Source organism: Aureimonas ureilytica (assembly GCF_001475935.1).
Lineage (GTDB): Bacteria > Pseudomonadota > Alphaproteobacteria > Rhizobiales > Rhizobiaceae > Aureimonas > Aureimonas ureilytica_A.
This window is the reverse complement of the sequence record NZ_LDQA01000057.1, coordinates 32,775-58,436: the sequence shown is the minus strand read 5'-3', so window position 1 is coordinate 58,436 and position 25,662 is coordinate 32,775. Positions and strand designations below refer to the sequence as shown.

19 protein-coding genes are annotated in these 25,662 nt (G+C 67.5%); 15 read left to right on the top strand and 4 right to left on the bottom strand.

Going from position 1 to position 25,662, the window contains the following annotated elements:
- Positions 1–73: 73 nt before the first annotated feature.
- The 3 genes from NS365_RS19355 to NS365_RS19345 all read left to right on the top strand — a co-directional run bounded on the left by NS365_RS19355 (position 74) and on the right by NS365_RS19345 (position 4,541).
- Entirely contained in the window at positions 74–1,009 is a 936-nt protein-coding gene (locus tag NS365_RS19355; protein ID WP_058601943.1) for a hypothetical protein, read from the top strand.
- A gap of 315 nt (positions 1,010–1,324) precedes the next feature.
- Positions 1,325–3,628: a polysaccharide biosynthesis tyrosine autokinase gene (locus tag NS365_RS19350; RefSeq protein ID WP_082684723.1), complete on the top strand. Its 2,304-nt coding sequence runs from the start codon at positions 1,325–1,327 to the stop codon at positions 3,626–3,628.
- A 10-nt stretch (positions 3,629–3,638) separates the two neighbouring features.
- Complete coding sequence (locus NS365_RS19345) at positions 3,639–4,541, top strand: hypothetical protein (RefSeq protein ID WP_058601942.1); 903 nt, start codon at positions 3,639–3,641, stop codon at positions 4,539–4,541.
- Here NS365_RS19345 and NS365_RS19340 read toward each other — a convergent pair.
- A complete protein-coding gene (locus tag NS365_RS19340; protein ID WP_058601941.1) occupies positions 4,514–5,980 on the bottom strand; it encodes an O-antigen ligase family protein in 1,467 nt (488 codons plus the stop codon). The genes NS365_RS19345 and NS365_RS19340 overlap by 28 nt on opposite strands.
- 373 nt (positions 5,981–6,353) lie before the next feature.
- On the opposite strand from NS365_RS19340, the gene NS365_RS19335 reads away from it, so the two are divergent.
- From NS365_RS19335 to NS365_RS19325, 3 genes are all read left to right on the top strand, one after another.
- The gene (locus tag NS365_RS19335) at positions 6,354–7,166 is read left to right on the top strand and encodes a metallophosphoesterase family protein (protein ID WP_058601940.1); all 813 of its coding nucleotides are present in this window, start codon (positions 6,354–6,356) and stop codon (positions 7,164–7,166) included.
- A 203-nt stretch (positions 7,167–7,369) separates the two neighbouring features.
- The gene (locus NS365_RS19330; RefSeq protein WP_058601939.1) at positions 7,370–9,379 is read left to right on the top strand and encodes an acyltransferase family protein; all 2,010 of its coding nucleotides are present in this window, start codon (positions 7,370–7,372) and stop codon (positions 9,377–9,379) included.
- Positions 9,380–9,577: 198 nt separating this feature from the next.
- Positions 9,578–12,397 (top strand): family 16 glycosylhydrolase, encoded by a 2,820-nt coding sequence (locus tag NS365_RS19325; protein WP_058601938.1) that lies wholly within the window; start codon positions 9,578–9,580, stop codon positions 12,395–12,397.
- Between the two features lie 243 nt (positions 12,398–12,640).
- Here the strand turns inward: NS365_RS19325 and NS365_RS19320 are convergent, their stop codons facing one another.
- Complete coding sequence (locus NS365_RS19320; protein WP_430515433.1) at positions 12,641–14,260, bottom strand: inorganic phosphate transporter; 1,620 nt, start codon at positions 14,258–14,260, stop codon at positions 12,641–12,643.
- Positions 14,261–14,367: 107 nt separating this feature from the next.
- On the bottom strand, positions 14,368–14,955 hold the full coding sequence (locus tag NS365_RS19315; protein ID WP_244498504.1) for an HAD family hydrolase: 588 nt from the start codon (positions 14,953–14,955) through the stop codon (positions 14,368–14,370).
- Between NS365_RS19315 and NS365_RS25070 the strand changes: the two genes are divergently transcribed.
- From NS365_RS25070 to NS365_RS19275, 9 genes are all read left to right on the top strand, one after another.
- On the top strand, positions 14,857–15,078 hold the full coding sequence (locus NS365_RS25070) for a hypothetical protein (protein ID WP_244498505.1): 222 nt from the start codon (positions 14,857–14,859) through the stop codon (positions 15,076–15,078). The genes NS365_RS19315 and NS365_RS25070 overlap by 99 nt on opposite strands.
- A gap of 198 nt (positions 15,079–15,276) precedes the next feature.
- Complete coding sequence (locus tag NS365_RS19310) at positions 15,277–16,170, top strand: LysR family transcriptional regulator (RefSeq protein WP_058601935.1); 894 nt, start codon at positions 15,277–15,279, stop codon at positions 16,168–16,170.
- Between the two features lie 136 nt (positions 16,171–16,306).
- Positions 16,307–17,470, top strand: coding sequence for a TIGR03364 family FAD-dependent oxidoreductase (locus NS365_RS19305; RefSeq protein ID WP_058601934.1), 1,164 nt, complete (start codon positions 16,307–16,309; stop codon positions 17,468–17,470).
- On the top strand, positions 17,467–18,270 hold the full coding sequence (phnX, locus tag NS365_RS19300) for a phosphonoacetaldehyde hydrolase (protein WP_058601933.1): 804 nt from the start codon (positions 17,467–17,469) through the stop codon (positions 18,268–18,270). Before NS365_RS19305 ends, phnX begins: the two co-directional genes overlap by 4 nt.
- A 63-nt stretch (positions 18,271–18,333) precedes the next feature.
- Entirely contained in the window at positions 18,334–19,467 is a 1,134-nt protein-coding gene (locus NS365_RS19295; RefSeq protein WP_058601932.1) for an extracellular solute-binding protein, read from the top strand.
- Between the two features lie 5 nt (positions 19,468–19,472).
- Positions 19,473–20,375, top strand: a complete 903-nt coding sequence (locus NS365_RS24600) for a hypothetical protein (protein WP_058601931.1) — start codon at positions 19,473–19,475, stop codon at positions 20,373–20,375.
- Positions 20,363–21,259, top strand: coding sequence for an ABC transporter permease (locus tag NS365_RS19285; RefSeq protein ID WP_058601930.1), 897 nt, complete (start codon positions 20,363–20,365; stop codon positions 21,257–21,259). The genes NS365_RS24600 and NS365_RS19285 overlap by 13 nt, the downstream gene beginning before the upstream one ends.
- Positions 21,256–22,293: an ABC transporter ATP-binding protein gene (locus NS365_RS19280; RefSeq protein ID WP_058601929.1), complete on the top strand. Its 1,038-nt coding sequence runs from the start codon at positions 21,256–21,258 to the stop codon at positions 22,291–22,293. The genes NS365_RS19285 and NS365_RS19280 overlap by 4 nt, the downstream gene beginning before the upstream one ends.
- A complete protein-coding gene (locus NS365_RS19275; protein ID WP_058601928.1) occupies positions 22,277–23,794 on the top strand; it encodes a sulfatase-like hydrolase/transferase in 1,518 nt (505 codons plus the stop codon). Before NS365_RS19280 ends, NS365_RS19275 begins: the two co-directional genes overlap by 17 nt.
- A 394-nt stretch (positions 23,795–24,188) precedes the next feature.
- On the opposite strand, the gene cobT is transcribed toward NS365_RS19275, so the two are convergent.
- Complete coding sequence (gene cobT, locus NS365_RS19270; RefSeq protein WP_058601927.1) at positions 24,189–25,205, bottom strand: nicotinate-nucleotide--dimethylbenzimidazole phosphoribosyltransferase; 1,017 nt, start codon at positions 25,203–25,205, stop codon at positions 24,189–24,191.
- Between the last annotated feature and the right edge of the window lie 457 nt (positions 25,206–25,662).

The window sequence follows — 25,662 nt, the reverse complement described above, 5'->3', positions numbered from 1 at the left end:
CGCACTCTCATGCCAGCCCGGCGCCGATGCGCCGGGTCCGCCTTCTGTTAAACTTCCAAGGACGATGGCCCCGATGTTCCGCTCCCTTCTGACGGCTGCCTCCACCACGCTCGCCCTGTCGCTCGGGCTGGCCGCCGCCGCGCAAGCGCAGGACGCGGCAGCCCCCACAGCCCCCGCCGCCTCTCCGCAGGCTACGCCCCCCGTTGCGACACCCGCCGCTTCGCCAGAGCCGGTGGCTCAGGCCCCAGTGGCTCAGGCCCCCGCCAGCGCGCCCACGTCGCAGGAGGTCGCGGCGCTCGCGCCCGGCACGGGCGGCCTCACAGCGCCCGCCGCCTATCTATCGGGCCCGAGCCGCGTGTCGGAAGCGGACATGCTGGCCTTCCTCGCCAATCCTCCAGCACTCCTGTCCGCCTATCCGCAAGGGGGCGCGGCGCTCGCCAATCAGGTTCGCCTGCTTGCGGCCTCCAACAACCGCGCCGTGCCGCAGCTTCTGTCGCTTGCCTCGCAGGACGCGACGAGCGCGGTGCAGCGCGCCGCCATCGGCGCGGGTCTGGCGCGCGCCGCGCAGGCCGGCCAGGGCGTCGCGCCGACCTATGCCGCCTTTATCCAGGAAGCGGTCGCCGCCTCGAACAATCCGGCCGTGATCAGCGCCTACACCGCCGCTCTGGCCCAGCCGGCCACGGCCGCCTTGGGCGCGGCGGGCGGTGGCGGTGGTGCCGGCGGCGGAGCAGCAGGCGGCGCGGCGGGTGGCGGTGCCGGCTCGCTGTCGGGCGGCGGCACGGGCGGCACCAACAGGGCGGCCACCGACAGCCCGAGCGCCTTTGCCAATGGCGAGGCCGTCCCGGGCGTGTCGCGCGGCGGCACCTCGCTGTCCGTGACGGACGGAAACGGCGCGGCCGGCACGAGCAATTTCTTCGTCACCAATTCGGTGACGAATAACTTCATCACCACCAACACGACCACGCTGCCGTCCGTGACGGAAAACCGCGACGCGAGCCCGGCACGCTAAGGCGAGAAGCCTTCGCGCCTTGGCCGCACATGAGCGGACGATGCGGCCGGCCGCGATGTGGGCTTTCGATCCTGGAAGGTTGAATGGCTGATGGGCGGCAATCAAACCACCCATCGGCGGGTATGATGGCGGCCGGAGCGGTGCCCCTGTGCAGTCCCGCCGAATAGAAACGCCCACTTCGTAGAACGAGCCCCCTTCGGATTTGAGCGATCATCAATGGATCGTTCAAATCCTCCATATTTTAAACTCTATCGCATGTGCGAATGCGCCCAAAACGGCTAGGGTCGATCTGGCCGCTTCGAACAGGATTGCCACGTGCTGCATTTTCCCGAGCCCCGCGCCGTCGATTCTCGCGTTCCCGAAGCGGGGGAGCCCCATCAGGCCAACGGGTTGATCGATTTCGAGCGTATTCTGGCGATCGCCCGCCGCCAGTACCGGCTGGTTCTGGCGGGCGCGCTGGGCGGCCTCGTTCTGGGGATGCTCTATGTCCTGACGGCGGTTCCCGTTTACACCGCCTCGGCCGACATCTTCATCGACAAGGGCGCGCCCCAGGTCATGAGCGAATACAGCGAGCCGACCGCCCTTTTGCAGGACGAGGTGCAGATGCTGAGCCAGGTGGAGGTGCTCAAGTCCACCAATCTGGCCGAAGCCGTCGCGCGTCGTCTCAAGCTCGATCAGAACGAGGCCTTCATGAGTGCCTCACCGTCCCTGGTGGGGCGCTTGGTGGGCGGCGTGAAGAGCCTCATAGCCTTCGTCCCCAGCCTGTTCTGGTCGCCCGAGATCGACGACACGAACGAGACCGATCGCATCGCGGCCGCCGCCGCCATTCTGGCGCGCAATGTCGCGGTGGAGCGCGTCGGGCGCACCTATGTGCTCAGCATTTCCTATAAGGCCGGCACGCCGGTTCTGGCCCAGCAGATCGCGCAGGGCTATGCCGAAGCCTATCTGGACGACCAGCTGGAGGCCAAATACGACGCCACCAAGCGCGCCGGAAGCTGGCTGCAGGACCGCATCGCCGAGTTGCAGAAACAATCCTTCGACGCCGATCTCGCCGTCGAGAAGTTCCGCACCGAAAACAATCTGATCGCCACCAACGGCCAGCTCGTCAGCGAGCAGCAGTTGACGGGCGTCAGCGCCCAGCTCGTCACGGCCAAGGCCGAAACGGCGCAGGCCAAGGCGCGCTACGATCAGATCCGGCAGCTGATCGACAGCGGCCGGACCGACGCCGTGGTGAACGACGCGCTGGTCAGCTCCACGATCAACAATCTGCGCGAGCAATATCTCTCCGCCTCACGCCGCGAAGCCGAAATCTCGGCCAAGCTCGGCTCCACCCATATTCAAGCCGTGCGCCTGCGCGACCAGATGGCCGAATACGAACGGCTGATCTTCGCCGAGCTCGGCCGCATCGCCGACAGCTACCAGAACGCCTACAAGGTGGCGCTCAGCCGCGAGCAGTCGCTGGAAGCCAATCTCACGCAGTCACTGGCGGTCAGCGCCGACGCCAACACCACGCAGGTTCGACTGCGCGAGCTGGAGCGGCAGGCCGAGGCCTTCAAGACGCTCTACGAGAGCTTCCTGAAGCGCTATCAGGAAACCATCCAGCAGCAATCCTTCCCGGTGACGCAGGCGCGCATCATCACGCGCGCCGAAGCGCCCACCGCCCCCAGCGCGCCCAAGAAGCCGCTGATGCTCGCCCTCTTCATGATGCTGGGTGTCGGCGCCGGAGCCGGCGCGGGTGCCTGGCGCGAGTTCCGCGACCGCTTCTTCCGCGTGGCCGACCAGATCGGGCGCGAAACCGGGCTCGAGTTCCTGGGCTATCTCCCGCTCGTGCGGCCGGGCGAAGGCGACGTCGGCAAGGCGACGGCCGCCGCGCCGCTCATGGCGGGCACCGGCCTTTGGGCGCCCGGCGCCATCGCCGCCTATGGGCGCGACCATCCGATGTCGTCGTTCGCCGAAACGCTGCGCAACACGCGCATCGCGGCCGATGTCAGCCTCGCCAATGAGACCACCAAGGTGATCGGCGTGGTCTCCTGCCTGCCCTCCGAGGGCAAGTCGACCACGGCCTCCAACCTCGCCATGCTGCTCAGCACGCCCGAGCGGCGCACGCTCTTGATCGACGCGGACCTGCGCAATCCCGGCCTGACGCGCAGCCTCGCCGTGCGCCCGCAAACCGGGCTGATCGAGGCCCTTCTGGATGGAAATGGCGATGCCAAGCCGCACCTCCTGTGGGACGCTTCGGGTCAACTCGCGGTGCTGCCGGCCGTGATGCGCCAGCGCGTGTCGCATTCGAGCGAGTTGCTGAGCTCGGCCAGCATGGGCGCGCTGATGAACGCCGTGCGCCCGCACTTCCACTATGTGCTGGTGGATCTGCCCCCGCTCGGCGCCATCGTGGACGCCAAGGCCTTCGCGCACCGGGTCGATGCCTTTGTCTTCGTGGTGGAATGGGGCCGCACGGCGCGCCATGTCGTGCGCAGCATCCTGCGCGACAATCCGAGCGTGCGCGCCAAGTGCCTCGGCATCATCCTCACCAAGTCCGATTCGTCCAAGATGAAGCTCTATCGCGCCTACGGATCGTCGGAATTCTACGCCTCGCGCTACGAAGCCTATTATCAGAACTGAGCGCCTCACGATGCGCCGCGCGACGCCCCGCCCCGCAGCCGCGCGGCCCCGCCGCCGTATCAGCTTTCCCGCGCTGGCTCTGGGAGCCTTCGCGGCGGGGCTTTCGCTGGCGTTCCTGCGCGCCGAGATCGCCGCTCTGCCGCTGACGCGCACGGCCGAGGCGCTGGAGGTGGCCAAGGCCCTGCCCCGGATCGCGCCGGCCTCGCGCGCCATGCTGGAGGCGGCCGGGACGGCCGGGCCGGATTGCGCCACGCGCCCGCTTCGGGCGCGGCTGAGCGCCGCGCTATTTCTTTTGGATCGCGACGTCGCGGATGGAACGCCGCTGGCCGAGCGGCTCGATCGTTTCGCGGCAGCGCAAGGCGCGGCCACCGCCCTCCTGCGCTGCGCTCCGCTGGACGGAGGCGTCTGGGCGCGACTTGCCGCGCTCGACCGCCTCGCCGCCTTCGAACCCACACGCTACGGCGCGATGATGGCCCTCTCCGCCCGCCAGTCGCCCTTCGAGGGCGCGGCCATGGCGGTGCGCTGGGTGTCGCTGTCGCAGACCCCCGACCTGCCGGCTCGGCTGGGCGAGCCGGCGCTGCGGATCGACCTCTGCCGGTTTCTGGCCGGGAGCGCGCCCGATGACGCGCTGACGCTTCTGGCGGCGCTGGATCGGCCGCAGACGCGAGGGGCACTTCAGGACGTGTTGCGCGCCGTGCCGCAGGATCGGCGCGACGCCTGGATCAACCGGAATGGCGGGAAGCCGACCGCCGCGCCCGAGCGCCCGGCCGCGATCGCCGAGCTTCTGCAGGCCGCCGACGCCGCGCCGCCGCGTCCGGTCGAGGATTGCGGCTTCACCGAGCGCCATGAGCTGACACCACCGCCGCTGCGGCCCGTGCGCTTTCTTCAGGCGTCCGCCCAGGCTCCATCCTGATCGACGGGCCGGGGGCGCTGGGGCGCTGCCCTGCGACGGCGCAGGCCGATGGTCGCGACCGCGCCCAGAAAGATGGCAGTATAGATCGCCATTCCCGGAATCTGCGGTGAGAAATCCACCAGCCCGTGGCAGGCCAGCAGAATCACGACGCCGAGCCCGGCGATCGGCACATGGCGGCGGCGGATGCGATTGCGCGCGCCCGAGCGGATCAGGACCAGAAGCGAGCCGACCAGCGCCACCACGAAGAGCGCGAAGGGCAGGCCGAGTTCCACCAGCCCTTGCAGATACGCATTGTGGGCGCGGGAAACCGATATGGACAGCGCGCCGCAATCAGGCTCGCGAAACAGCGGAAACACGCTGTCGAACGTGCCGAGGCCCCAGCCGAGCCAAGGCTGCGCGCGGAAAGCGGCCCAAGCGGCGCGATAGAAACACAGGCGGCCCTCGTCCACGCCCTCCTGCATCAGGCGCGCGCTGGCCAACCCGCCGAACAGAAGAACGACGAGGCCGACGCTGAGAAGCCCCGCCACGACGGCGGCGATCCGAAGCCAGACGGTGCGGCGGCCCATGCCTGCCCCTCGGCCTCGCCAAAGACGCCCCGCCGCATCCTGCATCAGAAGCGGCAGCACCACGCCATAGGCCGCCCCGGTTGCCACCAGCGCGCCGCGAGACTTGGTAAGGAACAGCGCCAGAAGACAGAGCGCCAGAAGCGCGGCGGGCAGAAGCTGCGCCGAGGAAAGCCCCGTATCGTCCTCACGCAAGAGAAGCGCGACCCGGCGCGGCCGGTCGATCCCCTTCACCACGTCCAGAAGCCAGACCAGAGCGGCGAAGCTTGCGACGCCCAAAAGCGCACCGGCCACGTTCCGGTTGACCCAGAAACCGGTGAGACTGTCGATGTAATAGGCTTTTTCGAACAGAAACAGGCTGCCCGGCAGGAGCGTCACCTGTACCAGCCCGAACAGCGCGAAAGCACCGCCGAGCAGCGCGAGGCATCGGATCAAGGCCGTGGCCGAGCGATCTTCGTCGAAAAAGGCGAGCGTGCCGGCAAAGGCCAGAAACGGCGCGATCACGGCGGGTAGCGCCTGAAGCGTGTCGAAGGGGGCGACGGAGATCGCGCCGGGCAAGGGTCCGAGCAGCGCGGCAGCCTCCTCCCATGCGGGGTTGGCGAGCGGATGATGGCCAAGCCGCAGCGCCTGCGCGAGCGCCAGTAGCGCCAGCGCGCCGGCCAGCCCCATCGCCGTGTCGAACCAGCGGGCGACGCGCCGGTCGGCCGGGCGGCGAAAGGCGGCGGCGATCCCGATCAGGCCGAAGCCGAGAGCGGTCAGAAGCGCGGGAATCGGCGGCGTCGCCGCCTTCCAGACGAAGGCGAAGACCAGCACGCCCATCAGCGCGAGACGGGCGGCGACAACCGGGCGGCTCCCCTGCCCCAGCGCGCCGATCACCAATGGCTCCGGTCGGCAGACAGGGCCCGCCGGGCGGGCTGGAAACCGGAGACGAAACCTCCGCGCGGAGCATGATCGAGAGATTTTCGTTCGCACGCGGGGAGCGAAGCGCCGTCGATGCCGGCGGCATCGGCTGACATGGACCAAAGTCCATGCGGACGGGCGAGACAAGTGGCTCGCCCTCGGGAGCCGGACAAGAACCGCCGAGCCGAGCCGACGCGCTTTCGAAACAGGCACTTGAAGGCAGGAGGGATCATGTGTCGCGTCCTTCGTCGAGGATCGCGCCCCAAATTCGTCGCACGCTCCCCCGCTCTTGCCTATAACACCCTCGAACGGAGGGAACAGGCCTTTGGCGAGCGGCATGAAACAGGGAATGACGGGTTGGATCGAAAAGGCGCTGGGCCCCTTGTCCGGCGCACGCGGCAAGCCCTCGCGGCTGGCTCCGAACGAAGCCCCCTTTCCCCGCCTGACACTGCCGGGCGAGCCGACGCTGATCTACGCGATCGGCGACGTGCATGGCTGCATCGACCATCTGCGCCTTCTGGAACAGCGCATCGTCGCGGACGGTCGCCTGACGCCCGGCCTCAAGCTGATCGTGATGCTGGGCGATTATGTGGACCGGGGTCCGAACAGCGCGGGCGTGCTGGATCACCTGATCGCGCCCGCGCCCGACGGCTTCCGGCGGCTGTGCCTGCGCGGCAATCACGACGACATGCTCCTGCGCCTCGTGGAAGGCACGGTCGATCCCGAATGGTGGCTGGAATTCGGCGGCGCGGAAACGCTGTTTTCCTACGGCTACGACCTCCAGCATCTGGCCGGCGACCGGCGCCGGGCAGTGTCGGACATCATCCGCCGCTTCGCGCGCGAGATGCCGCCCACGCATCTGGCTTTCCTGAAGCGCTTGCCGGCCGCGCTGACCACGCCGCGCTACTTCTTCTGCCATGCCGGCGTGCGCCCCGGCGTTTCGCTGGAGGAGCAGAGCGACGAGGATCTCCTCTGGGTGCGCGCGCCCTTTCTGGAGCACAAGGGGGCGCCCTTCGAGCGCACCATCATCCACGGGCACACGCCGAGCAAGAAGCCTTTCGTCTCGCGCTATCGCATCGGCCTCGACACCAATGCCTGCCGGGGCGGCAAACTCAGCGTGGCGCGCATCGCGGCCGATGGGGTGAGAATTCTGTCGGTCTAGAAATCGGCCCGTTGCTTGGATTGCGCGACACCGCAGCCGCGCAGCCGCTTCCGAATTGCCAGCCGACCGTCCATTCCTATAAAGTATGAAGCACTTGGTTTGGGGGCGTCGAAGCCTTATACGGCATGTGTTTCACTGCTTTAAAGGCGACGACACAGCCATGCAGACCTGTTTCAGCGCCCTCGATCGACATTCGGTTCGCCATGCTTGATCAGATCGCGCGGCGCGCAGGCGCTTCGCAGGCGCAGGTGAACGCTCGTCCGAGCTACCGCGCCGATATCGACGGACTGCGCGCGATCGCGGTTCTGGCCGTCGTCTTCTTCCATCTCGGCCTTCTGCCCGGCGGCTTCGTCGGGGTCGACATTTTCTTCGTCATCTCCGGTTTTCTGATCTCGCGCATCATCTTCTCGGAAGTGGACGCGGGCACGTTCTCGATCGCGCGCTTCTACGAGCGGCGCATCCGGCGCATCGTTCCCGCGCTCACAGTGGTGATGCTGGCCACAGTGATCGGCTTCGCCTTCGTGCTGACGCCGGTGGATTTCAAATCGCTGGGCCAGAGCATGGCCGCGACCGTGGCCTTCCTCTCCAACATCTACTTCCTCACCAAGACCGGCTATTTCGACCCGTCCAGCGAACTCGCGCCTCTTCTGCACACATGGTCGCTGGCGGTGGAAGAGCAGTATTATCTCCTGTTTCCGCTGGTCGCGATGGCGATCGGGGGCGCTGGGGCCTCTCGCCGCCGCGCGGTCGTGCTGATCGGCTTCGTCCTGTCCCTGGCGCTGTCGATCTGGCTGGTGCGGGTCGATGCGACGCTCGCCTTCTACCTGCCCTTCACGCGCTTCTGGGAAATCCTGGCGGGGGCCTTGGTGGCGCTGGCCCCGCGCGCGCCGCCTTCGCGCGCGCGCGCCGAAGCCTCGAGCCTTCTCGGTCTTGCGCTGCTGGCAGGCTCGCTCGCCTTGTATCACGAGGGGATGCTGTTTCCCGGCGAAAGCGCCTTGCCGCCGGTGATCGGCGCGGCCCTGATCCTCTATGGCGGACGGGGCGAGCGCCATCGGGTCAGCGCCCTTCTGTCGCTCCGTCCGCTGGTCTTCGTCGGGCTCATCTCCTATTCGCTCTATCTCTGGCACTGGCCGATCATCGTCGCGCTGCGATATGTCCTGATGCGCGAGCCGGAGGGTATCGAGACAGGTTTGGCGCTCGTCGCCATGTTCGCCTGCGCAGTTCTCTCCTGGCGCTTCGTGGAACGGCCCTTACGCCATGAGCGGCCCGAAACGCGCGGGCGTCTGTTTCTCGGCACGGCCGCGCTCGGCGCGCTGGTGGTTCTGTTCGCGGGCCTCGGGCAGGTCACGGCGGGCTTTCCCGGACGCTTGCCGGAACGCGCCCGCGCCGATGCCGCCGCCGCGCTCGACACCAATCCGCGCCGCGCCGCATGCGACCGCCTCGCGCCCGACCGCCTTCAGGCCGGCGAGGCCTGCGTGATCGGCGATCCCAATGCCGCCGAGGCGGACTTCCTCTTCATGGGCGACAGTTTCGCCGACGCCAGTCTCCCCGGCATGAGCGAAGCGGCGCGCCGGATGGGGCGCAAGGGCTATGCGCTGGTTCATAGCGGCTGCTTCGCGCTGGCCGGTGTCGATCAGCCCGACCCGGACTGCCGTCCGTTCGTGGACGCGGCGCTGGCTTTTGCCAAGCGCCATTCCGAATTGAAACAAGCGGTTCTCACCGCCCGCTGGACCAGCGCGCTCCTCGGCAATCGTTTCGGCCAGAGCAAGGGCGAAAACTGGCTCATCACGGACGAAGCCTCGCCGGCGCCGAGCCTTGCGGAAAACCGCGCGGTGTTCCGGCGCGGCCTCGCCCGCCTGATGGACGGGTTGGCGCCGATGCAGGTGAGCCTCGTCGCCTTCATTCCCGAGCAGCGATACGATGTGCCCCGCGCCCTGATGCTGCATGATCTCTACGGCCATCCCGCGCAGGCCAGCCTGCCGCTGGCCCTGCACGAAGCCCGCCAGGCCCCGCTGCGCGCGGCTTTCGCCGATCTGGCGCGCACGCAGTCCTTTCAGCTCGTGGATGTCGGCGCGAGCCTGTGCTCGGTGGCGCAGGGCTGCCCGATGCAGCGTGGGGGCGTGGTGCTCTATGCCGACGACAACCATCTCAGCCGAAGCGGCGCGCTGGCGCTATCGGATGTGCTGGCGCGGGCGCTGCGGCCCGGCGGCTGAACACGGTCGAGCCGGGCGGCACAACAACGCCCAGCTAAAAGAACTGTCTTTGTTGCAGCATCTCATGATTCACCATTCACCGATCACAAAGCTGCGACAGATCGTGCGAAAGCGATCTTCATTAAAATCATAAAGATCAACCTCTACGGGAGTTAGGAACTCGCCGCGTAGCATCCTGATAAATCAAGGGGATGCATCATGGCGCTTCAGGACTTCTTCGGAAATCCCGTCAAGCTCAGCGGCGGATACGTTAAGACGGCCAATGCCTACAACAGCTCCAAGCTGATCAATGGAGTTGCGACGGGAACGGCCGAGAACGACGCCTTCTCGGTCGGCATGGGTCGTTACACGCTGATCGGCGGAGACGGCGACGACCGATATTATCAGGTCGATCAAAGAACCAAGATCGTGGAAACCGCGACGGGCGGCATCGACACGGTCAACCTCGTCGGCAGCTATGTCATGGCCGATCATGTCGAGAACGCCGTGGTCGGCTATGCCGATGGCGTGTTCGGCAACGCGCTCGCCAACTATATCGTCGGCAATGCCCGCTTCCAGATCATCAATGGCGGCATGGGCAACGACGTCCTGACGGGCGGCGGCGGCGGCGACATTTTCGATTTCAGCGCCAAGTCGGGCTACGATGTCATCACCGACTTCCATCCCGGTGGCACGTCCGGCCCTTCGATCATCCCGGACACGATCCGGCTGAGCGGCTACGACTTCAAGTCCTTCGCGCAGGTGAAGGCGGCGATGACCCAGGTCGGGTCGGACGTGATCCTGAAACTGACCGAGACGGACGCGGTCAAGATCCTGAACACGCAGGTGAAGGATTTCACCGCCGACAACTTCCACCTCAAGCTCGACACCTCGCAGTTCAAGCAGACCTTCAACGACGACTTCAACTCGCTGAATCTGTGGAACGGCAAGGACAGCGGCACCTGGCGCACCGACTATGGCTGGGGCGGCGATCGAAACGCCGTGATGGCGCGCACGCTGCCGGGCAATGGCGAGAAGCAGCTCTATGTCGACACCGCGATGCTCGATAAGAATGGGCAGGCCGTCACGACCAACCCGTTCAGCGTCAAGGACGGCATTCTCAGCATCCATGCCGACAAGACGCCCGATGCGCAGCTCGGCGCGCTCTACGGCTATCAGTATACGTCGGGCCTTCTGACGACGCGCAACAGCTTCACCCAGACCTACGGCTATTTCGAAGCGCGCATGGAAGTGCCCGCCGGCCAGGGCGTCTGGCCCGCCTTCTGGCTCTACACGACCGGCAAGAACGGCTCCGAGCTGGACGTGATGGAAAGCCACGGCACCGACGCCTGGGGAGCCACCACCCACGATTATTCCACCGGCAAGGACGTGCCGCTGTCGAGCACGATCTTCACGCCCGACCTCACCTCCGGCTTTCACACCTATGGCGTGATGTGGACGGCCTCCACCGTCACCTGGTATCTCGACGGCGCGGCGGTGAAGTCCATCGCGACCCCGGCCGACATGCACGGCCCCATGTACATGCTGGTGAATCTCGCGATCGATAAGACGGCCGATCTCTCGACCTTCAAGGCGGCGGACCTGAAGGTGGATTATATCAGGGCCTACAGTCTCGACGCGAGCCCCCTCGCCCACCCCGCCGCCGAGCAGGCCGTGGTCGTCAAGGAGCCGGTCGCTCAGGCCTTCGTGGGCACGCAGGGCGACGACACCTACACGATCACCAGTTCGAAGGACACGATCGTCGAGCAGGCCAATGGCGGCAAGGACATGGTGCGCGCCAGCGTCGATTACGTGCTGCCCGACCATGTCGAGAACATCACGCTTCTGGCGGGCGCGCTGAAGGCCACGGGCAATGATCTCGCCAACCAGATGTTCGGCAATGCGGAGGCCAACACGCTGATCGGCGGCGGCGGCAACGACACGATCATCGGCGGGGCGGGCGCCGACACGATGATCGGGGGCACCGGCAACGACTTCTATTCCGTGGACAATGTGAGCGATGTCGTCATCGAGAAGGCCGGCGAAGGGCGCGACGGCATCGGCTCCTCGGTCGACTACACCCTGCCCGACAATGTCGAGTACCTGACGCTGGAAGGCAAGGCGATCCAGGGCACCGGCAACGAGCTGGACAATGCGCTGACGGGCAACGCCATGGACAATATCCTGTCGGGCGGCGCGGGCAACGATATTCTGGACGGCAAGGCCGGGGCCGACACGATGATCGGCGGTACGGGCAATGACAGCTATTACGTCGACAATCCCGGAGACAGGGTGGTGGAAGCTCCGAACGAAGGCTACGACATCGTGCGCGCCTCGATCGACTACACGCTATCAGACAATGTCGAGATGCTGGTTCTGGAAGGCAATGCCATCCGGGGCACCGGCAACGCCCTGAACAACACGCTTTATGGCAACGCCCTCGACAACATCCTGTCGGGCGGGGCGGGCAACGACGTTCTCGACGGCAAGGCCGGGGCCGACACGATGATCGGCGGCACGGGCGACGACACCTATTATGTCGACAATCCCGGCGACCGCGTGATCGAAAACGCCGGCGAAGGCCGCGACACGATCTATGCCTCGATCGACTATACGCTGCCCGCCAATGTGGAACAGCTCGTCCTCACCGGCTCGGCCATTCGCGCCACGGCCGGCTCCACAGCGGCGACGCTGATCGGCAACGGGCTCGGCAATGTGCTGACCGGGGGCGCGGGCAACGACGTGATCGACGGCAAGGCCGGCGACGACACGATCCGGGGCGGAGGCGGCAACGACTGGCTGACCGGCGGCGAAGGGCGCGATCTCTTCGTCTTTGCCCCCGGTGGCGGTCAGGACACGATCAGCGACTTCAACGCCGCCGAAGACCGGATCGATTGGTCCGCCTATGGCCATGGCGCGCAGTTGCCAAGCATGATCCAGTCCGGCAGCTCGGTCGTGCTGCTCTTCGACGGCGGCGACAAGGTGACGATCCTGAACGAGACGATCAAGGATCTGACGGATCACCACGTGTTTGCCTGAGACGGGTCTGGGGACCGGGGACAGAACACTTCGGATCGGCCGAGTGTTCTGTTTCCGGTTCTGAGTCGCGGCGCTCGTTTCTCGCAGTGTCCCGGCGCGAAAACCGACCCGGCTTTCGCGGGAAATGCTCCGGCTTTCTTGGGCCAGAAAGCCCGCATGGCGTGAAAGGCCGATATCGATCAGGGGCTGGCCCGGCAGTGCTGCGGCACGATCGGCCTTGACGACCCGCCGGGCCCGCGGGGATCAGGCCAGTTGCAGGAACAGGGCGTAGAGGCCCGCCGACAGCAGCATCGAGATCGGCAGGGTCAGGAGCCAGGCCGCGCCGAGATTGCGCACCGTGCTCATCTGCAGGCCGGTGCCGTTGGCGACCATCGTGCCTGCGACGCCCGACGACAGCACATGCGTCGTCGAAACCGGCAGGCCGAACCGGTCCGCCAGCCCGATCGTCGCCATGGCGACCAGCTCGGCGGATGCGCCCTGTCCATAGGTGAGGTGCTGCTTGCCGATCTTCTCGCCCACCGTCACGACGATGCGCTTCCAGCCAACCATCGTGCCGAGGCCGAGCGCAAAGGCCACGGCGACCTTGACCCAGGTCGGGATGAAGCGCGTGCCGGCATCCAGCGAGGCCTTGAAGGCCGACAGGGCCGAGGTCTCGTCGGGAGTCAGGGAAACCGTCTCGTCGGCCTGAAGACGCTTGATCGCTTCCGACGCGAGATACATGGCGTTGCGCACGTTCTTCGTGACGGCCGCCGGCACGGCCTGAAGCGAGCCGTAGCGCGAGACCTCGTTGTCGATATCGGTGGCGAGCGAGGCAAGCGCCGGCAGCGTGTCGGGCTGAAGGGTCTTCTGCGAGATATAGCGCTGCAAGGCCGCCTCGGCCGTCACCGCGGCGTCGACGCGGTAGGGGCCGCGCGGGGCCAGCGCGGAGACGACGGCCTCGGCGCGCTGGTGGAACTCAGGCATGTAGCTTTCGGGCACGGCCCGGTTCAGGGCATAGGCGGTCGGCACCGTTCCGATGAGGATGAGCATGATGAGACCCATGCCCTTCTGCCCGTCGTTGGAGCCGTGCAGGAAGCTCACGCCCGTGCAGGTGAAGATCAGAAGTCCGCGAATCCAGGCCGGAGGCGGCGTGTTCGCGCTCGGCTCGCGATAGAGCGCCTCGTTGCGCACGAGGACGCGCATGACCTTGAACAGGATGGCGGCCAGGGCAAAACCAAGAATCGGCGAAAGAAGCAGGGAATAGCCGACCTTGGCCGCCTCGCCCCACTCGACCCCGGCGGTGCCGCCGTGACCGCTCAAGACCGCGTTGGCGACGCCGACGCCGATGATCGAGCCCACCAAAGTGTGCGACGAGGACGATGGCAGGCCGAAATACCAGGTGGCGAGATTCCAGACGATGGCGGCGATCAGGAGCGCGAAGACCATCGCGAACCCGGCCTGCGACCCGACGCGCAGGATGAGTTCGACCGGCAGGAGCGAGATGATCGAATAGGCCACCGCACCGCTCGACACGAGCACGCCCAGGAAGTTGAAGACCCCGGACCAGACGACCGCGACATGGGCGGGCAGCGAATGGGTGTAGATCACGGTTGCGACCGCGTTGGCCGTGTCGTGGAAGCCGTTCACGAACTCGAAGCCCAATGCGATCAGCAGCGAGACGAACAGGAGAATGAAGGGCAGATAGGTGGTCGGCTGGACTCCGGCGGCGCTGGCGTCGGCGTAGATGCTATAGGCGACATAGGCGATGGCGGCCCCTGTCGCCACCACGAAGCCCCATCGTCCGGCGGCTCCCAGACCGCGATCGAGATCGGGGCGTCTTACTGCGACGTCTGCGGCGGTTCGTTCAGCGGTGATCGTCATGATCCCTCTCGAAGTTGTGAACGAGAGATCGTAGCGCGCCCATATGACAGAGGCGCGATAGCGGCCGGATCCCTCGGCGCGACGAGGGGAACGGCGTGACGTCGCGTGCCCTAAAGCCGCAAAAGGGCCGGCAGTTCTCTCATGTCCGAAAAGACCCGCATCGCCCCGGCATCCATCAGCCGCGCCTCATAGCCGGGGTAGCAGTGCCCTCCCCCGTGAAAGCCGAAGACCGGCATACCTGCCGCGACCGCGGCCCGAACGCCGGTTTCGCTGTCTTCGATAACGAGGCATCTGGCCGGCGCGACATTCATGGTTCTGGCGGCCAGGAGAAAGAGGTCCGGCGCGGGCTTGGGACGGGGTACCAGATCGACACCGAACAATCGTCCCTCGAAATGAGGCAAAAGACGGGTCGACTCCAGGACATATCGTAGGTGCCCCATCGCGGCGTTCGATGCCACGCAGGTCGGGATACCGACGACCTCCAACACCTCCACGACGCCCTCGATGGCCCGCAGCTCGGTGCGGTAGGCCTGTTCCAGCAGGTGATCCCGGTCGGCTTCGAAACGATCGGGCAGCGCCCGCCCGAGCGACCGCTCGACATGCTCGATCATGTCTCTTGTGGTTCGGCCGACGAAGGCTCGCGCGAAGTCATGGGGACTGGCCGGAAATCCAAGTTTCGTCAGTTCCTGCGCATCGATCCGGCACTGGATCGCTTCGCTGTCGATCAAAACGCCATCGCAATCGAAGATCACCAGTTCGGGCTGACAAGCAGAATCCATGCCGGGGCCTTTGCCGATCGGTTGGGGACGATGGATTCCTAGGCGATGGAGATGACAAGCGGCTGACGGGAGGCGAAGCAAGCCGTCAAACGGGGTAGGCCGATCACGGTCCTTGCCCATGGTCCGTGACGGCCTCAGCCCCACAAGCGGATCGGACCTGACGGCGGATGGGGGCAACGCCTCCGCGTGCGCGCGAACCAATGTTAAGGAAGGACCCCTGCCGAACTCGGAGACATCTGCATGGCGCCCACTCTTGCCCAGCTTCGGGCCGTCGATGCCCTGGCCCGCACTGGGCAATTCTCCAAGGCAGCGCGCGAGATCGGCGTCAGCCAGCCGACCGTCTCGACGCAGGTTCAGGCGTTCGAAGCGGCCGCGCCGTTCCGCATCTTCAACCGTGAGGGGCATTCGGTGCGTGTGGCGGCCGATGCCGAGCCGCTGATCGCCAAGATCCGCATCGCGCTGGCCTGTCTCGACGAGATCGAGCGTGACATGGCGGCGGCGGGCGGGTCGGCGGAGCGGCGTTTGTCGATCGGCTTCAGTGCCCATCGGTTGATCATGCCGATGCTCTCCGCCTTTGTCAGCCGCCACGGCAACATTCGCGTGGTGACGAGAGGCGGGCCTTCGGCCGAACTGATGGAGGCGGTTCTGAAGGGAGAGCTGGACGTCGCCGCCATCTCCCGCCCCGCGCCCGATCCGCGCTTTGCCTGCTTCGAACTGGTCCGCTGCCGCATCCTCGTCTATGGCCGCAAGGGGCATCCGCTTCTGCAAGCGGGAATTCTTTCCCTCCGGGACCTCGACAGGCAGAAGATGGTCCTGTGGAACAAGCTGTCGGGCACGCGCGCGCTGCTCGATACGCTCGCCCGCGACGCAGGCGTCCAGCTCGATCCGGTCATGGAAGTCGCGACACTGGACGTCGCCTATGCCGCTGCCGCCGTCGGCATCGGGCTGGCCATCGCCGTGGAAGGCGAGGTCGAGGCCGACGAGCATATCGATGTCGCCATTCTGGAGGGGGCCGGCGCGGATATCGGCCACTATCTCGTGACCCTTCCCGAATATGTCGGCCACTCCGCCGTCGCGGCCTTTCTGGCCATAGCGGGGGAGAAAGTGCAGGGATCGGCGCCCGCCCGATTCTGAAACCGAGTATCGACCAAGATCGCCATATATATATAAAATCTATACTTACTTAGCATTCATAGAAGCGTCATATCGGAGGATTAGAAGGGCGGCACCGGCAGATGGTGCTGCCCTTTGGCTTCTTTTCGACATCGCTATGACCCGTTCTTATGATCTTGCCATCGTGGGCGCCGGCATTGTCGGCCTCGGAATGGCTCTGGCGGCCGTGCGGCAAGGCCTCAGCGTGGCGGTCGTCGATCGCGGCGCGGCGGCCACCGGCGCCTCGATCCGCAATTTCGGCTTCGTCACCGTGACGGGGCAAAAGGCCGGCCCGCATTGGGCGCGGGCGCGCCGCAGCCGCGACGTCTGGGCCGAAATCGCCCCCCTCGCGGGCATTCCCGTCCTGCATCACGGGCTCGTCATGCCGGCATACCGCGAGGAAGCGGCCGAGGTTCTCCACGCCTTCCTGCGCACCGACATGGGCGAAGGGTGTCGGATGATCGGGGTGAGCGAGGCCGCCACTCTCGTTCCCGCGCTCCGCCTCGATAAGGCGCGCGCCGTGCTGCACAGCCCGCACGAGCTGCGCGTCGAATCCCGCGAAGCGGTGCCCCGACTGGCCGACTGGCTGGCGGAAGCGCACGGCGTCACCTTCCATTGGCGCACTGCCGTTCAGGCGGTCGTGCCGGAGGGACTCGCGACCTCGGCGGGTCTCGTGCGCGCCGCGCGCGTCGTCGTCTGCCCCGGCGACGATCTTGCCACGCTTTATCCCGAGCGCATCCGCTCCGCCGGCATCCGCATCTGCACGCTCCAGATGCTGCGCGTCGCCCCAGCGCATCCCGTGCGGCTCGGCGCGGCCGTGATGTCGGATCTGTCCTTTGCCCGCTACGAGGGCTTTGCCGATCTCCCCGAGGCCGCGTCGCTGGGCCGACGACTGGACCGGGACGCCGCCGAACAGCGGGCGGCCGGCATTCATCTGATCGCCGTTCAGTCGGCCGACGGCTCGCTCGTGGTCGGCGACAGCCATGTCTATGGCGACCACCCCGCGCCCTTCGCCAGCGAGCGCTTCGACGCGCTGATCCTGTCGGAACTCGACGCGGTGCTCGATCTGCCGAACCGCCATGTCGCCGAGCGCTGGATCGGCACCTACGCCTCGGCCACCGACCGCACCGTTCTGGTGGAGGCGCCCGAGCCCAACGTGCGCCTTGCCATCGTCACCGGCGGCACGGGCGCTTCCACCGCCTTCGCGCTCGGCGAGGAGGTCGTCGGCGAGCTTTTCGGCCTCGGAGCCGACCTGTTCCAACACAAGGAGATCGCGCGATGAGCGAGATCAAGGCCGTCGTCTTCGACTGGGCCGGCACCGTGATCGACTTCGGCTCGCGAGCCCCGATGGGCGTCTTCGTGGAAGCCTTCGCGAGCTTCGGCGTCGCCGTCTCCGTGGCGGAAGCGCGCGGGCCGATGGGCCGGCCGAAATGGGACCATATCGCTGCCATGCTCGCCGAGCCGCGCGTCGCGAAGGCCTGGGAAGCGGCGCAGGGGACGGCGGCGGACGGCGCGGCCGTGGACCGGATCTACGAGATCTTCGTGCCAATGAACGAGGCGGCCGTTGCCGACTATGCCGAGCTCGTGCCCGGCGCGGCCGAGGCGGTGGCGGCGCTGCGCGAGCGCGGCTGCCGCATCGGCTCCACCACCGGTTACACGCGCTCGATCATGGAGCGGCTCCTGCCGCTGGCGGCCGCTCAAGGCTTTTCGCCGGACAATCTCGTCTGCGCCGGCGACCTGCCCGAGGGCCGCCCGAGCCCGATGAACATGTATCGCACCTTTCTCGAACTCGGCGTCTGGCCGGCGTGGCGCACCGTCAAGGTGGACGACACCGGCGTCGGCATCGAGGAAGGTGTCCATGCCGGCTGCTGGACGGTCGGCGTCGCGCTCAGCGGCAACGAGGCGGGCCTGTCCCTCGCCGAGCTGGCCGCGCTGTCGCAGGACGAGCGCGCCGCCTTGCGCCAGCGCGCCCGCGCCGCCCTCCAAGCCCATGGCGCGCATGTCGTCATCGACAGCGTCGCCGACCTTCTGCCCGTGATCGACGAGATCGAGGCGCGCATCACCCGCGGCGAACGGCCCTGACCCCTTTCCCCTTCCTTCCGGCCCGAAACGTCGGGCGGATCGCCCAAACCAAGGACATCTCCCATGACGACATCCAAGCTTCTGCGCGCGGCGGTTGACCGTCGCCGCTTCCTGGTCGGCACCGGCGCGCTCGGCCTCGCCGCCGCCTTCGGCCTCGGCCGGCCCCGGAGCCTTGCCGCCTTCGCCGCCGAAAGCGACTGGTCCGCGCCGGTCGATATCAGCAAGGCCAAGATCGAGGCCGCCGAGTTCGTGAGCTACGGCATGCCGGACTCCTGGGCCAATTACGGCGAAGTCCTCCAGAAGATGGCGGCCAAGTACGGCTTCACCATCAACCATGTCGATACCGACATGAGCTCCTTGGAAGAGATCACCAAGTTCGACGCCGAGAAGAACAACCCGGTCGCCATCTCGGCCGATATCGGCATTCTCTTCGGCCCCGTGGCCGACGCGCGCGGCGTGGTGCCGCCCTTCATGCCGCCGCTGGCCGCGAAGCTGCCCGCCGGTCTCAAGGGCAAGCAAGGCGGTTGGGTCGCGACCTATACGGGCGTTCCCGCCTTCGTGGTCAACACCGACGTCGTCAAGAACGTGCCGCGCTCTTGGGACGATCTCCTGAAGCCGGAATACAAGGGCCTCATCGGCTCGATCGATGCCGGTGGCTCGGGCGGCACCGATCTCGCCGTTTTCATTGCCTGGGCCTATGCTCATGGCGGCAGCGAGACCGACCTCGCGCCGGGCGCCGAGTTCGCCAGGAAGATGCTGCCGCAATTCTCGACGGCCGCCAAGAACGCCCAGACGCTGGAGCGCGGCGAGGTGCCGATCCAGATCAAGTACGACTTCAACTGCATCGCCGCCGCCGCCCAGGTGAAGGCCAAGGGCGTCAACGCCGAGGTCGTGATCCCGAAGGGCACGATCTATGCGCCCTCGGCGCTGATGATCAACCGCTACAACACAGCCAAGATGGACGCGGGCAAGCTGCTGCTCGACTTCGTTCTGTCCGACGAGGCGCAGATCGCCTTCGCCAAGTTCGGCGCGCGTCCGATCCGCTGGGTGCTCGGCGATCTCGACCTGCCGGCCGACGCCAAGGCGGGCTGGCTGCCCGACGCGCAGTATGAAGGTGTCCACGTCATCAAGAACTGGGCCGATCTCGACGTCGCCGCGATCGCGGGCGTCTGGCAGGAACAGGTCGCGGGAGGCTGACGGCCATGAGCGCCGGCACGCCCGTCGTCCCCCCGCCGCCCGAGGCGGCCCGCCCGTCTCGCGCCGCGCGGCTCGTCGGCGACTGGCTGCCGGCGCTTCCGCTGATCCTCGTGGCCGGCGCTCTTCTGCTCGCGCCCTGCTTCGTCATGCTGCGGGCGAGCTTCGCCGATGCCACCGGCACCGGCTTCACGCTCGGCAACTGGATCGGTGTCCTGGGCTCGCGCACCGCACGGGCCGCCATTCTCAACAGTCTGCTTCTCGGCTTCAGCGTGGCGACGATCGCGCTTCTCATCGGCGCGCCGCTCGCCTGGGTTCTGTCGCGCATGGCGCGCGGCAGCCGCTCGCTGTATCTCGGCCTCCTCAACGTCGCGGCCAATTTCAGCGGCATCGGCATCGGCTTCGCCTTCGTGGCCGCGCTCGGCACCTATGGCATGGTGACGCTGATGGTTCGCGCCGCCGGGCTGGACATGGTGCCGCCCGCCGCCAACTCCTTCTGGGGGCTGGTGCTGGCCTATGAATACACCAACGTCCCCATGTTCGTGCTCTTCTCGCTCCCCTCAATGGCGCTCCTGCGCGAGGAGTGGTGGGAGGCCGCGCAATGCTGCTCGGCGACCCTCCTCCAGTTCTGGCGCCATGTCGGCTGGCCCGTGCTGCGTCCCTTTCTTCTGGCCTCCTGGCTGCTGATCTTCACCTGGTCGGTCGGCATGTACGGAACGCCCGTCGCGCTGATGGGCGGATCGCCCGCCGCCTATCCGCTGATCACGATCGACATGAGCCGCACGCTGCAAGGCTCGCTGTTCGGCAGCCAGCGTATGCCCGTCATGGCGGTGATCCTGATGATCTTCGCGATGGTCAGCCTTCTCCTGTTCCGCCTCTTCACCCGCCGAGGTCTGAAATGGCTGACGTGACGCTCGAAACCGCGCCCGGCCGCGCGCGCACCTTTCGCCGCCACCGGGAAGGCCCGGTGCGCGCGGGCTGGAGCGCCCTGCCGCTCCTGATCCTCGCCGCGCTCTACATCCTGCTGCCCATCGCGGCCGTCCTTCTCTACAGTCTCGCCACGCGCTGGACGAGCGAAGTCCTGCCGGACGGCTACACGCTGGCCCATTGGATCAACGCCTTTTCCGACGAGCGCTTCCGCGCCGTCCTGTTGCGTTCGCTGGGCCTCGCAGTGGCGGTGGCGGTGATCGACCTCTCGCTCGTCGCGCCCGCCGTCTACTGGCAGCGCGTGCGCAACCCGGCGATCCGCCCCGTTCTGGAAACGCTGGCGGCGATCCCCTTCGCCATGCCGCTGCTCGTGATCGCCTTCGGGCTCCTGCGCGCGACGGGCGATTATGTGCCGCAGGCTCAGGGCACGCTCGGCCTGCTTCTGGCAGCCCATGTCGCGGTCGCCTTCTCCTTCGTCTACTGGTCGATCGACGGTGCCATGGCGGCGGCCAAGGTCGAGGACCTGACGGAAGCCGCGCGCACCTGCGGCGCCTCGACCGGGCAGACCCTGCGCCATGTGATCCTGCCCAGCATCGGACCGGGCCTTGCCAGCGGCGCGATCCTCGCCTTCGCCGTCTCCTTCAACGAGATCGCGATCGTCCAGATCACGACGGGCAGCCGCTTCGAGACGGTGCAGCTCTATCTCCTCAACATGCTCAAAAGCGCTGACGCCGACTTCAACGTGCTCGCCGTCATGACCATGATCAACTTCGCGGTGACGCTTCTCCTGTCGGTCGCCGTCGTCTACTTCAACGCCGGACGCAGCGCCTCGGCGCCCGCCGGCGCCGGGAAGGGAGCCAAGCCGTGAGCGCCACGATCGACATTCAGAGGCTGGGCAAGCACTATCACGGCAAGCCGGCGCTTCAGGACGTGAACCTCAGCATCGCGGCGGGCGAGATGATCGCTCTGCTCGGCGCGTCGGGCTGCGGCAAGACCACGCTCCTGCGCTGCATCGCGGGCCTCGCCTCGCCCGACGAAGGGCGCATTCTCTTCGGCGGCCGGGACATCACGCATATGCCGACGCAGAAGCGCCCGATCGGCATGGTCTTCCAGGCCTATGCGCTCTTTCCCAACATGACGGTCACCGAGAATATCGGCTTCCCCCTGAAGGTGCGGGGCGCGGACGCCGCCAAGATCCGCGCCCGCGCGGGCGAACTTATCGAGCTCGTGGGCCTGTCCGAGCGCGCCGGCCATTATCCCAACCAGCTCTCGGGCGGCCAGCAGCAGCGCACCGCGCTCGCCCGCGCGCTGGCCTCGGACCCGGACGTCCTGCTTCTCGACGAGCCGCTCTCGGCGCTCGACGCCGTGGTGCGCGACCACCTGCGCGACGAAATCCGCCGCATCCAGCAGCGGGTCGGCACCACCGCGATCATCGTGACCCACGACCAGTCCGAGGCGCTCGCCATGGCGGACCGGATCGCCGTCATGCGCGCGGGGCGGCTCGAGGAGGTGGCGAGCCCCGACGCGCTGTATGAACGCCCCGGCAGCGCCTTCACCGCCGGCTTCATCGGCGGTCGCAACCGGCTCGAACTGCCCGTGCGGGGCGGGCGCGCCCGGCTCGGCGCGATCGAGTTCGAGGTGGCCGGCAGCCCCGAGCGCGCCGGCATCTTCCTGCGCGCCGAGGACATCCACCGGAATGCCTCGGGGGTCGGCGAGCCCGCCGAAGTCGAGGCGCGATTGTTTCAGGGCCAGACGACGCGCTTCTACCTCCAGCTGAAGGGCGAGGAAGGGCCGCTGCGCCTGCGCGTCGACTGGCCGAGCCGCGACTGCGCGGACCTTGCGCCCGGCGCCCGCGTCCATGTCGCGATCGACCCGAAGGACGCCCATGTCTTCCCCATCTGAGGCCCCCTCACGCCCGGAAGCCGCCCGAGGCTACGACATCCTGTTCGTCACCGCCGACCAATGGCGCGCCGATCACGGCCCCGGCCGCGCGCCCTTGCCGCTCCCGCATATCGAGGCGCTCGCGCAGGACGGCGTCACCTTCGAGCGCCATTTCACGCAGGCCTATCCCTGCGGTCCGGCGCGGGCGGGGCTGCACACCGGCCTTTATCCCCACAAGCATCGCTCGATCCAGAACGGCACCCCGCTCGACGCGCGCCACCCCACCGTCTTTTCCGAGGCGCGACGGGCCGGCTATCGGCCTGTTCTCTTCGGCTATACCGACACCACGGCCGACCCTCGCACGCTCCAACCCGGCGACCCCGCATGCGGCGATTACGAAGGCCTCGCGCCCGGGATCGAGGCCGACACGCTGCTCACCGAGCGCGCCGGGCCTTGGCTCGCACACCTGAAGAAGCGCGGCTACGACGTACCCAACCCCGAGCGCGGGCGCGAGGCGATCTTCGCGCAAAGGCCCTTCGGCGCGCCCGCCGTCTTCGCGGCGGAGGATTCCGAGACGGCTTTCCTGACCGACCGTTTCCTCGACTGGCTGTCCGTCACCGGCCCCGAGCCCTTTTTCGCCCATATCTCCTTCATCGCGCCGCATCCGCCCTTCGCCGTCGCCGAGCCGTTCCATTCGCGGCTCGACCCGGCCGACATCGCCCTTCCGATCGGCTGGGGCGATTTCGAGCGGGACGCCGCCCAGCATCCGCTGATCGCCTTCCACCAGCGCACCGTCGATCTCGCCGGCTTCGCACCCGGCCTCTGCGGTCTCGCAGCGGCGGCCGACGAGCGTCTGGCGCGCCGGCTGCGGGCCACCTATGCGGGCTTGGTCGCCGAGGTGGACCATCATCTCGGGCGGATCGTCGCCGCGCTGAAGGCGGCCGGGCGCTGGGATCGGACGTTGATCGTCCTGTCGGGCGACCATGGCGAGCAGCTCTTCGACCACGGGCTTCTCGGCAAGCTCGGCTATTTCGACCAGTCCGCGCACATCCCGCTGATCCTGCGCGATCCCCGCCCCGAGGCCGATGCGGCGCGGGGGCGTCGCATTCGGGATTTCAGCCAGTCCATCGACATCCTGCCGACGATCCTCGACCTCGTCGGTGTCGCTCCCTCGCCCAATGTCGATGGCCGCAGCCTGCTGCCCTTCTGCCGTGGCGAGCGACCGGAGAACTGGCGGGACGCCGCCCATTGGAGCTTCGACTTCCGCGATCCCGCCCGAGGCCAGACGCAGAACGCCTTCGCCCTGCCGGCTAACCGCCTCAGCCTCCACGTGGTTCGCACGGAGCGCTTCAAATACGTCCATTTCGCCGGTCTGCCGCCGGTCCTCTTCGATCTCGTCGACGATCCTCTCGAACGGTGCGAGCGCTCTCGCGACCCGGCCGCAATCGCTCTGAAACTGGAAGGCATGGAACGCCTTCTCGAACTTCGTCTGACCCACGAGGATGACACGCTGGTGCGGTGAACAGTCGCGCTCTGCGATAGGATGTAAGCGCTCTTCGCGACAATCCCTTCCCGGCGAGTTCGGCCCATGGCGGAGGGCGGCACAGACCTTCACCCGCCGGGCACGGCTCGGCGGCTGGGCACGGCTCGCGACGCCGGCCCAAGAGCGAGCCGGCGGCTCGGCATGATGGCTCGTGATGGGACTAACATCCGGGCTCCCGGACAAGCGGCAGAGGCCGGCCGAAAAGGCCTCTCGCGATGGTGAAGGGCGCAGGGCGTGCCATTGCCCTTCGCCCTTCACCATCGCGAGAGGCCCATGAGTTGCCTCGTGGCGCCTGCTTTTCGATCGCAAGCCCGGCGTGCCGCAGTGGCTGGCGGCCGCCGCACCAGCCATGCCGTCGTGTTGCGGGAAGAGCTTACTGCCGGTCGGGAACGCCGGCCTGTGCGAAGGTCGCCATGCCGTTGTGGCAGGCGACGGCCGCCTTCACCATGGCGGCGGCGAGCGCGGCGCCCGTGCCTTCGCCAAGGCGCATCCCCAGCGCCAGAAGCGGCACCTTGCCCATGCGCGCCAAGGCCGCCTGATGGCCCGGCTCGGCCGAGACATGGCCGAAAAGGCAATGGTCGATCGCGGTCGGGTCCAGCGCCTGGAGAATGGCCGCCGAGGCCGTCGCGACATAGCCGTCCACGATCACGGGCACGCGCTGGAGGCGCGCGGCGAGGATCGCGCCCGACATGGCGGCGAGTTCGCGCCCGCCGAGCCGGCGCAGGATTTCGAGCGGATTGCCGAAATGCGGGCGATGCAGGTCGATCGCCTCCTGCACGATGGCGCGCTTGCGCTCCATACCGGCCGCGTCATGCCCCGTGCCGGGGCCGACCCAGTCCGCCGCCTCGCCGCCGAACAGGGCCGCGAACATCGCGGCGGCGACCGCCGTGTTGCCGATGCCCATTTCACCGATGCACAGGAGATCGGGCTCGCCCGCCAGACACTCCATGCCGAAGGCCATGGTCGCCGCGCAGTCCTTTTCGCTGAGCGCGGGCTCCTTGGACATGTCGGCCGTGGGATAATCGAGCGCGAGGTCGAAGACCTTGAGGCCCAGGTCGAACGTCGCGCAGATCTGGTTGATCGCCGCGCCCCCGGCCGCGAAATTCTCGACCATGGCCTGCGTCACCGCCGTCGGATAGGCCGAGACGCCGCGCGCGGCGACGCCGTGATTGCCCGCGAAGATCGCGACCGTCGGCCGATTGACGCTCGGCGCGCGGCCCTGCCACGCCGCCATCCATTCGGCGATGTCCTCCAGCCGACCGAGACTGCCGGAGGGCTTGGTCAGCTCCTCCTGCCGGTGGCGCGCGTCGTGGCGGGCGCGAATGTCGGGTCCCGGCATCTGGGCAAGCAGCGCGCGGATGTCATCGAAGGGGCGGCCGGTGGCGGACATGGGATGAGGTTCCTCGAAGAAATGCGGACCGGGCGGAACAGCTGGGCCCGCGTCCGGCGCCGGACCGACGTGCCTCGCAGCAGGCAGACGCCCGCGCGAGCGCGTTGGGTTCGACGCCAAGCTCCATAGGCAAGAAGCCCCCAGCGCGCAAACCGTTGCGCATGCCAAAGCCCCAGCGTTTCCCGGCCCGAAGATCCAGTGCCCCTCGTCGGAGCGAGAACGCATTCCGAACGGGTTTGAAAATCCGCAGGTGGAAGGGCGGTGACAGGATGGCAGGCCCCAACAAGCCCCCGCCGCCGCCGATGCCAGCAGCATCGGCTGAGATCGACGCTCAAGCAGGGGCGAAAGGGATACGTAGAGCCGAGTTGTCGAACAGGCTCTGCGAGCGACGAGCCACATCCACCGAGGCGACCCGCAGGGTGGCAACCTTTCGCAGGGGCCAGCATCGCAGCAAAAC